Annotated in this window: 10 protein-coding genes; all 10 read left to right on the forward strand. The window is 48.3% G+C overall.

Annotated elements, in window-relative coordinates; translation table 11 throughout:
• The first annotated feature begins 2 nt into the window (after window positions 1-2).
• The 10 genes from purQ (at window position 3) to MHB49_RS04415 (ending at window position 13140) form a co-directional block, all read left to right on the forward strand.
• A complete protein-coding gene (purQ, locus tag MHB49_RS04370; protein WP_247900713.1) occupies window positions 3-692 on the forward strand; it encodes a phosphoribosylformylglycinamidine synthase subunit PurQ in 690 nt (229 codons plus the stop codon).
• Window positions 670-2913 carry a phosphoribosylformylglycinamidine synthase subunit PurL gene (gene purL, locus MHB49_RS04375; protein ID WP_405155167.1) on the forward strand — a complete coding sequence of 748 codons (2244 nt, stop codon included), beginning with the start codon at window positions 670-672 and terminating at the stop codon, window positions 2911-2913. Before purQ ends, purL begins: the two co-directional genes overlap by 23 nt.
• Window positions 2898-4376, forward strand: a complete 1479-nt coding sequence (purF, locus tag MHB49_RS04380) for an amidophosphoribosyltransferase (RefSeq protein ID WP_247900715.1) — start codon at window positions 2898-2900, stop codon at window positions 4374-4376. Before purL ends, purF begins: the two co-directional genes overlap by 16 nt.
• A gap of 36 nt (window positions 4377-4412) precedes the next feature.
• Complete coding sequence (locus MHB49_RS04385) at window positions 4413-4820, forward strand: Imm26 family immunity protein (protein ID WP_405155168.1); 408 nt, start codon at window positions 4413-4415, stop codon at window positions 4818-4820.
• A 48-nt stretch (window positions 4821-4868) separates the two neighbouring features.
• A complete protein-coding gene (gene purM, locus MHB49_RS04390) occupies window positions 4869-5909 on the forward strand; it encodes a phosphoribosylformylglycinamidine cyclo-ligase (RefSeq protein WP_405157039.1) in 1041 nt (346 codons plus the stop codon).
• Window positions 5909-6526, forward strand: a complete 618-nt coding sequence (gene purN, locus MHB49_RS04395) for a phosphoribosylglycinamide formyltransferase (protein WP_405155169.1) — start codon at window positions 5909-5911, stop codon at window positions 6524-6526. Before purM ends, purN begins: the two co-directional genes overlap by 1 nt.
• A 334-nt stretch (window positions 6527-6860) precedes the next feature.
• Complete coding sequence (purH, locus tag MHB49_RS04400) at window positions 6861-8408, forward strand: bifunctional phosphoribosylaminoimidazolecarboxamide formyltransferase/IMP cyclohydrolase (RefSeq protein WP_405155170.1); 1548 nt, start codon at window positions 6861-6863, stop codon at window positions 8406-8408.
• A 162-nt stretch (window positions 8409-8570) separates the two neighbouring features.
• Window positions 8571-9836, forward strand: a complete 1266-nt coding sequence (gene purD, locus MHB49_RS04405) for a phosphoribosylamine--glycine ligase (protein WP_405155171.1) — start codon at window positions 8571-8573, stop codon at window positions 9834-9836.
• A 718-nt stretch (window positions 9837-10554) separates the two neighbouring features.
• Window positions 10555-11892 (forward strand): hemolysin family protein, encoded by a 1338-nt coding sequence (locus MHB49_RS04410; RefSeq protein ID WP_405155172.1) that lies wholly within the window; start codon window positions 10555-10557, stop codon window positions 11890-11892.
• 165 nt (window positions 11893-12057) lie between these two features.
• Complete coding sequence (locus MHB49_RS04415) at window positions 12058-13140, forward strand: hemolysin family protein (protein WP_405155173.1); 1083 nt, start codon at window positions 12058-12060, stop codon at window positions 13138-13140.
• Window positions 13141-13300 lie beyond the last annotated feature (160 nt).

Genomic DNA, 13300 nt, shown 5'->3' on the forward strand with positions numbered 1-13300 from the left:
CCATGAAATTTGCAGTTCTTGTGTTTCCTGGCTCCAACTGCGACATCGACTGTTACAAGGCAGTAGAAGATGCTATTGGACAAGAGGTTGATTACGTATGGCACACGGCTACAGATCTATCGGCTTATGATTGTATCCTTGTTCCGGGTGGTTTCTCGTATGGTGACTATCTGCGCTGCGGAGCGATTTCCCGTTTTGCACCCGTAATGAACGAGGTGGCGAAAGCTGCTGAACAAGGTAAATATATACTCGGCATTTGCAACGGATTCCAGATCTTGACCGAAGCAGGATTACTTCCGGGCGCACTGATCCGCAACATGTCGCTGAAATTCCGTTGTCACGATACGGTATTGAAAGTAACGAATGCAGATACACCATTTACGCGTGACTATGCACCAGGGGAAGAGATTGTTATTCCGATTGCCCACGGTGAAGGAAACTATTATTGCGACGAAGAGACGCTCGCGAGTTTGCAGGCAAACAACCAGATCGTCTTTACGTATGGCAGCAACCCAAATGGTTCCCTGGGTGATATCGCGGGAATCTGTAATGAGGGTGGAAACGTGGTAGGCATGATGCCGCATCCAGAGCGTGCAGTGGATTCACTGCTGGGTTCGGAAGACGGCAAACGTATGTTTACATCTATTTTGAAAGCATGGAGGGATCGGCATGACGCAGCAGCTATCCGCTAAGGAACCAACAGCAGAACAGGTCGCAGAACATAAACTTTACGCACAAATGGGCGTGTCTGACAGCGAGTATGAGCTGATCTGTGAGTTCATGGGACGCAAGCCGAACTACACGGAGATTGGTGTATTTAGTGTTATGTGGTCCGAGCACTGTGCATACAAAAACTCCAAGCCGTTATTGCGCAGATTCCCTACAAGTGGACCACGTGTCCTGATGGGCCCGGGTGAAGGTGCCGGGATCGTGGATATCGGTGACAATCAGGCTGTTGTATTCAAAATTGAAAGCCATAACCATCCTTCCGCGGTTGAGCCTTACCAAGGTGCGGCAACAGGTGTGGGCGGCATTATCCGTGATATTTTCTCCATGGGTGCAAGACCGGTGGCATTGCTGAATTCCTTGCGTTTTGGCAAGCTGGAAAGTGACCGTGTGAAGTATTTGTTTGAACATGTTGTATCCGGTATTGCCGGATATGGTAACTGTATCGGGATTCCAACGGTAGCCGGTGAAGTGATGTTCGACGAAAGTTATGAAGGCAATCCACTCGTAAATGCCATGTGTGTAGGCTTGATCGATCATGACAAAATCCAGCGCGGTGTAGCCAAGGGCGTAGGAAACCCGGTGTACTATGTTGGTCCTCCAACGGGCCGCGATGGCATTCACGGCGCAACGTTTGCATCGGTAGAACTGACAGAAGAATCCGAATCCAAGAAGACCGCGGTCCAAGTCGGCGACCCGTTCATGGAGAAACTCGTGATGGAGTCCTGCCTGGAACTGATCGACACAGGAATCGTGCTGGGTATTCAGGATATGGGTGCTGCGGGTCTTACATGTTCCAGTGCGGAGATGGCAAGTAAAGCAGGCAATGGTCTGGAATTGTATCTGGATCAGGTGCCACAGCGTGAAGAAGGCATGACACCTTATGAGATGATGCTTTCCGAGTCTCAGGAACGGATGTTGTTCGTTGTAGAGCCGAAGGATGAGGCACAAGCGATGGAGATTTTTGAACGTTGGGGCGTTATCTGCGCAAAAGTCGGAAAAGTAACGGATGATGGGCGCCTGAAATTGATCCACCATGGCGAAGTGGTTGGAGACATGCCGGTAACAGCACTGGTTGACGAGTGCCCGGTGTATGACAAACCATCTTCTGTACCGGCTTACTACGAGCAAAGTGCCTCTATCGACACCCTTCGTTACGATGAAGTGTCGGATCTCGGCGGTGCGTTGAAACAGGTATTGGCTTCGCCAACGGTAGCAAGTAAAAAGTGGGTTTACGATCAATATGATTACATGGTGCGTACAAGTACAGCGGTTCGCCCAGGTTCGGATGCAGCAGTTGTGACCATTCGTGGAACACGTAAAGGTTTGGCGATGACAACAGACTGTAACGGACGTTATGTATATCTGGATCCGGAGGTAGGCGGACGAATTGCGGTCAGCGAAGCTGCCCGTAACATTGTATGTTCCGGTGCAGAGCCACTCGCGATTACGGACAACCTGAACTTTGGTAACCCGGAGAAGCCGGATATTTTCTGGCAGATGGAAAAAGCGGTAGACGGTATGGCAGAAGCTTGTCGCGTGCTGGATACGCCAGTTATCGGTGGTAACGTGAGTCTGTACAACGAAAACGCCAAAGGCTCGATCTACCCAACGCCAGTTGTCGGTATGGTTGGTCTGGTGCATGATACAGATCACATCACTACACAAGGATTCAAAGCCGAAGGAGACGTTATCATCCTGCTCGGTGAAACGAAAGCTGAACTGGGTGGCAGTGAGCTGCAATATGCCGTTCATGGCAAAACGGAAGGCCGTCCACCGCAGCTCGACCTCAACACGGAAAAAGCATTGCTCAGCACTGTGCTGGAGGCTATTCAATCCGGTCTCGTTCGCTCTGCGCATGACTTGTCTGAAGGCGGTCTGGCTGTAGCATTGGCCGAATCCTGCATCAGCGGCAATGTGGGTGCACAGGTCAATGTAGAAACAGCTTTGCGTGCAGACCATGCGCTGTTTAGTGAGAGCCAATCCCGCATTCTGCTGTCTGCTTCGCCAGAGCAAGCAGGCAAACTTGAAGCATTTGTACGTGAACGCGGTGTGCCAGTAGCTGTCATTGGACGTGTGGAAGGAAGCGACTTGACGATTGAATTGAACGGAACATCAGCCGTGAACGAACCTGTAGGAGGTTTGGCTCAGGTCTGGGAGGATGCGATTCCATGTCTCATGAACTGACGACAGGACCAATGTGGACAGGTGATTATTATAACGAAGGGTCCGGCAAGGAAGGACTCGACAAATTAAAGGAAGAGTGTGGCGTGTTCGGGGTGTTCAAGCACCCTGACGCTGCGTCGCTTTCCTATTACGGCCTGCATGCCCTGCAACACCGGGGTGAAGAAAGTGCGGGAATGTGTGTAAGTGACGGCAATGAGTTTCACTACCACCGTGGTATGGGTCTGGTGAAGGAAGTATTCACCAAAGATCTGATGCAGACGTTGACCGGAGATATTTCCATCGGGCACGTTCGTTATTCAACCAGTGGTGACAGTAAGCTAACGAATGCACAACCATTGGTATTCAAATATCGTGATGGTGATCTGGCTGTAGCAACCAACGGCAATATCGTCAATGCGCCAACAATCCGGCGTGAGCTGGAGCAGAGTGGTTCCATTTTCCAGACAACGAGCGATACAGAGGTTATTGCGCATCTGATTGCTCGTTCATCCAAGGGGCTTGTGGAAGCTGCCAAAGAGGCGTTCCAGCGTATTGTGGGTGGTTATGCCTTTCTGATCATGACTAACGACAAGTTGCTGGTCGCTTCTGATCCCCATGGTCTGCGTCCGCTCACCATGGGTAAATTGGGAGATGCGTATCTGTTTGCATCTGAAACATGTGCACTCGAGACGATTGGTGCAGAGTTGATTCGTGACATTGAACCGGGTGAACTGCTGGTGCTGGATGCGGATGGTCTTCACGAAGACCGCTTCGATCATCACAAACACCGTAAGGCACTGTGCGCGATGGAGTATATCTACTTTGCCCGTCCGGACAGTGACATGAACGGTACGAACCAGCATGCTGCGCGTAAACGGATGGGCAGCCGGATGGCGATTGAGTCCTTTGTGGATGCCGATCTGGTAACAGGTGTGCCAGACTCCAGTATTTCTGCGGCAATCGGCTACGCCGAACAAACGGGAATTCCGTATGAGATGGGTATGATCAAGAACAAATACACCGGACGTACGTTTATCCAGCCAAGTCAGGAACTGCGGGAACAAGGCGTGAAGATGAAGCTGAGCGCTGTACGTCGTGTGGTGGAAGGCAAACGCGTGGTCATGATTGACGATTCCATCGTACGGGGAACAACTTCCCGCCGAATTGTGAATATGCTGCGTGATGCAGGAGCGATAGAGGTACATGTGCGGATTACCTCACCACCGTTTAAAAACCCGTGCTTCTACGGCATTGATACGCCCGACAGCCGCGAACTGATTGCATCATCGCTGTCGGTGGAAGAGATCTGCCGTGAGATCAATGCGGACTCCCTGTCGTTCCTCAGCCCCGATGGGCTGATTGCATCGATTCAGGGAGATAATCAGGATGACTACAAAGGCGGGCTATGCCTCGCATGCTTTGATAATGATTACCCAACCCGTCTCGACTTCGGCGGAGAAGAAAAATTCGGCTGCAGCTGTTAAACCATGCGTATGAGAAAAAGATATAGCGAAGGCGACATGTTCATTATTCCTATGAAGGATGGCCGCTTTGCGGCCTGTCAGATCATTTGCGCCTTGAAGGGCCGATTCAAAAAAGCATTTTCATTCGGAGTTATTCGTATTGTTTCTGACGAAACCGTAAGTGTGGAGGATGGCGATTTTCTTCACTATTCCTATGGAAAACGTGAGAGTAACGTGATTTTTGCTTCTCCTGCGTATCTTCGAGATGGAACGTGGAAGATCGTGGGGAACATTCCTTTGACTCTCGAAAAGGAAGAGTTAAGAGTGTTTCAATGCGCCGGACATTTATACTGCGGTGATGAGTACATTCGTAACCTCCAGATTGACGAGTACAGCCAGTTTAATACGCTCGGTGTAGCTGGGTTTGAATTGGTGCAGATTCATCTTTCGGAGATGAAGCAATGACAGATAGAGTTGGTATGGCATGTATAGAATCAGAAGGGTGTGATGGTGGTGTCCGAAGCATACAAAAATGCCGGCGTTGATATCGCGGCAGGCAACGAAGCGGTTGAACGGATGAAAAAACACGTGAAGCGTACCTTCCGTCCGGAAGTGATGACAGATCTGGGAGGCTTTGGCGCCCTGTTCGGTTTGAACAAAGATAAATATGATGAGCCGGTGCTTGTATCCGGTACAGACGGTGTAGGAACCAAGCTGAAAATCGCATTTGCCATGGACCGTCATGATACTATCGGAATCGACGCGGTAGCCATGTGTGTGAACGACATTGTGGTACAGGGTGCAGAGCCGTTGTTCTTCCTCGACTATCTGGCGTGTGACAAGGTCATCCCGGAGAAAATTGAAGCCATTGTTGCGGGAATTGCGGAAGGTTGTCATCAGTCCGGCTGTGCTCTGATCGGTGGCGAAACGGCTGAAATGCCAGGCATGTACAGTGAGGGTGAATACGATATTGCCGGATTTACCGTAGGTATCGTGGACAAAGCGAAAATCATTAACGGTACAACCATCGCTCCTGGCGACACGGTAATCGGACTTGCATCCAGCGGAGTGCACAGCAACGGATTCTCCCTGGTACGCAAACTTTTGCTGGAACAAGCCGGATTGGACTTGCAGGATGAAGTCGCTGAACTGGGCGGTAAGCTGGGTGACGCACTGCTGGAACCAACGAAAATCTATGTAAAACCACTCCTGTCCCTGCTTGAAAAAGTAAACGTAAAAGGCATGGCCCATATTACAGGCGGCGGCTTCATCGAGAACATCCCGCGGATGCTGCCAAGCAGCGTGAATGTAGATATTGACTACGGCTCTTGGACGATTCTGCCAATCTTCAACCTGTTGCAAGAAAAAGGCGCTGTTTCGAACCGCGACATGTTCACCACATTCAACATGGGGATCGGAATTGTGCTGGTCGTAAACGAAGCAGATGCAGGTGAAGCATTGGAACAATTGAAAGCATCCGGTGAAGAAGCGTACATCATTGGACGTGTGACCGAAGGAGATGCGCGAGTAACCTTCACGGGAGCGGATGTTTAATGGCGAACTACCGTATTGCTGTGTTTGCCTCTGGTGAAGGTTCGAACTTTCAGGCATTGGTGGATGCAGCACGGAACGGAGGGCTGGGTGCATCCATAGATCTGCTGGTCTGTGACAAACCCGCTGCACGTGTGGTGCAGCGGGCACAGGATGCAGGTGTGGAATGCCATCTGTTTACTCCCAAAAATTATGATTCCCGCGAAGCCTACGAGGCTGAAATCGTGGAAGTGCTTGAATCCAAAAACATTGACCTGGTTGTTCTCGCCGGATACATGAGATTGTTGACTTCGGTAGTCGTGGATCGCTATGCAGGAAGATTGATTAACATTCATCCGTCCCTGTTGCCAGCGTTTGCAGGCAAAGATGCCATAGGGCAGGCACTGGAATATGGCGTTAAAATCACCGGGGTTACCGTTCACTTTGTGGATGGGGGCATGGATACAGGTCCGATTATTGCCCAGCATCCTGTTCCGATATTGCCAGAAGATACGGCTGAATCCGTTAGTTGCTCCATCCATGCGGCCGAACAGAAGCTGTACCCTGAGGTTGTGTCCTGGTTCGCTCAAGGTCTGGTTCAGTTAGACGGACGTCACGTCACTGTTAACAAACAGGTTTGATATAAGTTGGAATTTTTTTACACATTAACGGAGAGGGCAGAAAAAAACTGAAAAAGCGAAGCTAAAAGCTTTCTGAAAGAAAGCTGCATCGGAAGCATATGCATCGCCTTTATCACCGGATTTTCCCTTTAAGAAAAGGGGATCGAAAAATCTGGGGATAACAGCGATTGGAAGGTTGTTCTGTCATCGGAGTGTCCGGTGTAAAAATCTCGGTTCCACTTATATAACAGAAGTCGAAAATTGGTACGCATTTTGTGATATTTCTCGGGAAATAAATCGGCTCTCGTTTCGGCATGAAACGCGGGGCTATGGGACATTAAAGGAGGAGCATATTGTGAGTATCAAAAGAGCGCTGGTCAGCGTATGGGATAAAACGGGCATCGTGGATTTTTGCCGCGAGCTGTCGCAAATGGGTGTAGAGATTATTTCGACAGGAGGGACAAGCAGCCTGTTGTCGAAGGAAGGCGTACCTGTTATCGGGATTTCGGATGTGACAGGATTCCCCGAAATTATGGACGGACGTGTCAAAACATTGCATCCGGCAGTTCATGGTGGTCTGTTGGCTGTTCGTGACAGCGAAGAGCATAAGCGCCAGATGGAAGAAAACGGACTGGATTATATCGACCTCGTAGTCGTAAATCTGTATCCGTTCCAAGATACCATCGCCAAACCGGACGTAACGTACGAAGACGCAATTGAGAACATCGATATCGGTGGTCCAACCATGCTTCGTTCTGCTGCCAAAAACCATGCGTTTGTCAGTGTCGTGGTTGATACTGCCGACTATGGTACGGTGCTTGAAGAAGTTCGCAGCAGTGGAGATACCACACTCGAAACACGCAAACGGCTTGCGGCAAAAGTGTTCCGCCATACAGCGGCTTACGATGCTGTTATTTCCGACTATCTCTCTAACCTGAACGGTGACCCGCTGCCAGAGCGTCTGACGGTGACTTATGAAAAACTCCAGGATTTGCGCTATGGCGAAAATCCACATCAACAGGCGGCATTCTATCGCAAGCCGCTTGCAGCCCAGGATACGTTGACAACAGCCGAGCAATTGCACGGCAAAGAATTGTCCTACAATAACATCAACGATGCGAACGCAGCATTGCAGATTGTGAAGGAATTTGAAGAACCGGCTGTTGTGGCGGTTAAACATATGAATCCTTGCGGCGTAGGTATTGGCGAAAGCATCTACGAAGCTTATGGCAAAGCCTATGCGGCAGATCCAACCTCCATCTTTGGCGGAATCGTGGCAGCCAACCGCATTATCGACAGCGATACAGCGGCTAAATTGAGTGAGATTTTCCTGGAAATCGTCCTGGCTCCTGATTTTACACAAGAGGCCCTCGACATCCTGACCAAAAAGAAAAACATTCGTTTGCTCAAAACGGGTGAACTGAACGCTGCCCGCAATCGGGAGAGTAAGTTCGTAGTAACCTCCATCGATGGTGGCATGATTGTGCAACAAAGCGATGTTCATTCCATTGAAGCGAGTGAGCTCCAGGTAGTTACAGATCGTGCGCCATCCGAAGAAGAACTGAAACAGCTGTTGTTCGGATGGAAAGTGGTAAAGCACGTGAAATCTAATGCGATCGTTCTGGCAGCAAACGACATGACAGTGGGTGTCGGCGCAGGGCAAATGAATCGTGTCGGCGCAGCCAAAATTGCAATTGAACAAGCAGGCGATCTGGCTAAAGGTGCCATTCTGGCATCCGATGCATTCTTCCCAATGGGCGATACACTGGAACTTGCAGCGAAAGCTGGAGTTACGGCTGTGATTCAACCAGGTGGTTCAATCAAAGATGAAGAGTCCATCAAAGTAGCGAATGAATACGGCATTGCCATGGTCTTCACTGGCGTACGTCACTTCAAACACTAAACGACAACGAATCCAATACGGCAGTTTCGTTAGATTTAGAAAAGCGTAAAAGAAGGGGGGGCCCGTCATGCTCATGACCAATGGGACGCCCCTTTTTTTAGTCTTTTGGGCGAGCAGATGCACTGAAAAAATCCTGAAATTCATGGAGGGGGAAGAGCGCTAATGGATATTCTGGTAGTGGGCGGCGGTGGCCGCGAACATGCAATCATATGGGCACTGGCGAAAAGCCCGAAGGCAGGCAAGATTCATTGTGCACCGGGAAATGCGGGCATAGCACAGCTCGCCGAGTGTCATCCAATTGCTGTCAGTGAATTCGATAAACTGACGGCACTTGCTGTGGAGCTTAACGTGGGATTGGTTGTTATTGGGCCAGACGATCCACTCGCAGACGGCATTGTGGATGCTTTTGACAAGACAGGCATTCCGGTATTTGGACCACGCCGTAATGCAGCAGAGATTGAAGGCAGCAAAACGTTCATGAAAGACCTGCTGCACAAATACAATATTCCGACCGCAGCCTACGAGAAATTCGACAATTACGAGCAAGCGCAGGCTTATCTGAATGAGCAGGACATCCCTGTGGTGATCAAGGCTGATGGACTGGCAGCTGGAAAAGGTGTTACCGTAGCCTATTCCCGTGATGAGGCAGATCAGGCACTCCGTAGCATTATGGTCGACAAAGTATTTGGGGAAGCCGGAGCCAAAGTTATCATCGAAGAATTTCTGGCAGGTCAGGAAATGTCGATTTTGGCTTTTGTTGATGGGGAGACCGTTCGTCCGATGGCGGCTGCACAAGATCACAAACCGGTATTCGACAATGATCAGGGGCCAAATACGGGTGGAATGGGTACATACTCACCATTGCCGCATATCCCATCCTCCATTATTGAAGAAGCGGTAGAGACGATTATCAAACCAACTGCGAAAGCGATGGTATCCGAGGGGCGTCCGTTCCAGGGTGTATTGTTTGCCGGGCTGATGATTTCACCAGATGGCAAACCCAAAACGATTGAATTCAACGCCCGTTTCGGTGATCCCGAGACGCAGGTTGTGCTGCCACGTCTGAAGAGTGATCTGCTCGACATTTTCTGGGCAACCGTGCACGGGAAATTGGCCGATATTGAGATTGAATGGAGCGATGAAGCGGCTGTATGTGTGGTGCTCGCTTCTGGGGGGTATCCTGGTCCTTATGCAAAAGGTGTAGTTATTGAAGGACTGGATCAAGTCGATGAAGCAGTAGTATTCCACGCTGGAACGGCACGCAATGAATCTGGAGATTGGGTCACCAATGGTGGACGAATTCTAGGTGTTGTGGGTCTTGGTTCTGATATTGCCGAAGCCAGAAACAAAGCCTATGCTCAAGCGGAACGTATCCATTTTGACGGAAAGCATCAGCGATCTGACATCGCTGCCAAAGCGTTGGTATAATCCATTCTAAATTGAATATTGTGAAACTTAAGGGCCCGTAAAGATGTACACCAAAAAGGTGTATGCATCCTGCGGGTCCTTTTCAACGTATACATGATTATGGTGTCATTGCTGGATTTGTCATAGTCCGGATACGGCAAAGAAGAATGGCAGTTACTAAGGGCACGTAGCAAGTTTAATTGAATAAATGTAAAGGATACCATTCCTATAAACGGGTCTATACTAATCATGAGAACTAATATCGCATGGAGTTAACTGTAAATTAAAAGAAAGACTATGTACATAAAAGTTTATTTTGTGAACTCATTTTATAATCTATATTCCAAACCATAACGTGCAACTGGATGGTTTGGCGTTGATCATGTTATACTTTTCTGAAACAGGAATGAACAAGAAGGGAGGTGGATATCTATTGGGAAGGCGATATTGTAAACTGTCTAAATGGAGAATTTTGGTGGAGTAAATCGAGAAACATTGACAGCATGAGGGGGAACCCTGTTTATAGTGAAGTAGTTTCTGTAAGTGATTAACTTCATCCTGAATTCCTGTTTTGCAATTTTACAAGGTCAAAGTACAACCGTACACATTTTATCATTTATCGATTTCATATAAGGCATACGCTGTATTGAACGTCAATCAGCTGTTGAATGGTTAACGAGGTTAACCGATCACGCTGCAACTATCTCTGGAGGTGAATCCCTGAGAAGCGGGGAAATCATTGGACATAATCACCATATTAAATATTGTATTACTCATTATCTTGATTGCGTTGACCGCATTTTTCGTTGCATCCGAGTTCGCTGTGGTTAAGATTCGCACATCAAGAGTGGATCAACTGGTTGCCGAGGGCAATAAGAAGGCCGTATTGGCCAAAAAAGTAGTCTCGGACCTGGATTATTACCTGTCTGCCTGTCAGCTCGGTATTACCGTAACTGCCCTTGGATTAGGGGCGCTCGGTAAGCCAACCGTTGAAAGGCTGCTGTACCCGGTATTCGATTATCTGAATGTATCAGCGTCCATATCGGCGGTTGCTTCCTATGCGATTGCCTTTATACTTGTTACGTTCCTGCACGTTGTGGTTGGGGAGATGGCTCCCAAAACGATGGCCATCCAATTTTCGGAAAAATTAACGCTGTTGCTCTCGCCGCCGCTATATTGGTTCGGAAAAATTATGTACCCCTTCATATGGGCGTTGAATGGTGCCTCCCGCGTGATTCTTCGTGGATTCGGCGTTAAACCTGCCGGACATGACCAAGCCTACTCGGAGGATGAGATCAAGATCATCATGAGCCAGAGTTACGAAGGCGATGAGAACAACAAAACCAAGCTTTCGTATCTGGAAAATGTTTTCGTATTCGATGAACGTGATGCCAAAGATATCATGGTTCCAAGGACGGAGCTTGTGACACTGAATCAGAATATGACCTATGACGATATTATTCCGATATTGGATGAACATAATTATTCACGTTATCCCGTCATCGAGGATGGAGACAAGGACAATATTGTTGGTGTGGTGAATGTGAAAAAGATATTGCCGGACATGGTTGCTACTCGGGCACATCAACTGAGCGAATTCGTGCGCGAGATTCCGTTCGTATCCGAAGTTACACGTATCCAGGATGCCATGATCAAGATGCAGCAAGAGCGAGTCCATATGGCTGTTGTTGTGGATGAATATGGCGGTACAGCAGGTATTCTGACGATGGAAGATATTTTGGAAGAACTCGTCGGTGAAATTCGGGATGAGTTCGATGCCGATGAAGTTGCTGACATTCAGGAGACTGGAGAGAACCAGTATCTCATTAACGGCCGGGTGCTTCTGGATGAGCTGGAGCGGCAGTTTGGGCTTGTTTTTGAAGGCAATGAAGAGATGGATACCGTGGCCGGATGGATTCAATTCCAGAAGGGTGTCGGTGTGGAAAAAGGAGATACGGTAGAACACGGTGATTACGTCTGGACCGTTGTGGACGCAGAGAATTTTCACATTAAGCAGGTACTGCTTGAACGTGTAAACGGTGCTGAGGTCGAAGAACCAGCCAATGACCTAGTCTGATCTGATTACTCTAAAAGTGCTTTCCTCACTGTACTGCCCTCATTATTTTTTTTACGATATGGCAGCGTAACAGTGAAGGGGACGGAATCGATTCTGAAGAAGCGTAGCGTTCGCGTTTGCAAACAAATTTTATTGGAGGTGAATCCCTCAACCTGAGGGAAATCATTGGACGGAATAATAGCCTTAAACTTATTTTTAGTAGCCGTATTTATAGGGCTGACCGCCTTTTTCGTTGGAGCGGAATTTGCAATTCTGAAAGTACGGATGTCCCGAATAGATCAGTTGATCCTGGAAGGGAACAAAAAAGCGGTATTAGCCAAAAAAGTGGCTCACAATCTGGATTATTATCTATCTGCGTGTCAATTGGGTATCACGATCACGGCCTTGGTATTGGGTGCGTTGGGTGAACCCACTGTTGAGAAAATGCTGCATCCGCTGTTTGAGAGACTTGAGGTGCCAGCCGCTTTGTCCACGGTATTGTCGTACGGTATTGCGTTGGCAATCATCACGTTCCTGCATGTGGTTATCGGTGAATTGGCACCCAAAACACTGGCGATCCAGTTTGCAGAGAAGATGACGCTATTGCTTGCACCACCGCTGTACTGGTTTGGTAAGATCATGAATCCGTTCATCTACGCCCTAAATGGGGCTGCACGTCTATTGCTTGGCATCTTTGGTATAAAACCGGCTGGTCACGATACGGTCCACTCCGAAGAGGAACTGAAGCTGATTATGGCGCAGAGTTATGAGAGTGGAGAAATTAATCAGACAGAGCTCGACTACCTGAAGAACATTTTTGCTTTTGATGAGCGTTTGCTTCAGGAGATTATGATCCGTAAAGAAAAAATTGTTACGCTGGACAAAGAAATGCCCTTAGATCGTATGATCGAGGTTTTTAAGCAGCATGGATACACACGTTTCCCTGTAATCGAAAAGGGAAATCAGGATCATTTCGTTGGATTTATTCATACAAAGGAAATGCTCACGGGTGTTGCTGCAGGCCGGGCGTTCAACATGGATACATTTGTACATGACATGTTGAAATTTTCGGAGTTATCACCGATTAAGGATGTTCTGGTCCAGATGCAGCAAAGTCGTTCCCATATCGCTGCAGTTCATAATGCGGAGGGGGCAACGGTTGGTCTGGTTACAATGGAGGATATCCTAGAAGAAATTGTTGGAGATATCAAGGATGAATATGATGGCAAAGATCTGGTACAACCGCCTAAGCGATTAAAATGGACCTAAATTGTAATGTGAGTTTTTAAAGTCGAAGCTGTGTGGCGGTAATGGAATAAGATCCAAGGAAAACAGGTTCCCGAGTAATCGGGGCCTGTTTTTTGTCCATATCAGTATACTTAAGCAGCATTTAAGCAGGTCAAAGGCTATTAGTATCTTAATTTTAAAA

This window comes from Paenibacillus sp. FSL K6-0108 (assembly GCF_045040695.1).
In the GTDB taxonomy this organism is placed as follows: Bacteria; Bacillota; Bacilli; order Paenibacillales; family Paenibacillaceae; genus Paenibacillus; species Paenibacillus pabuli_B.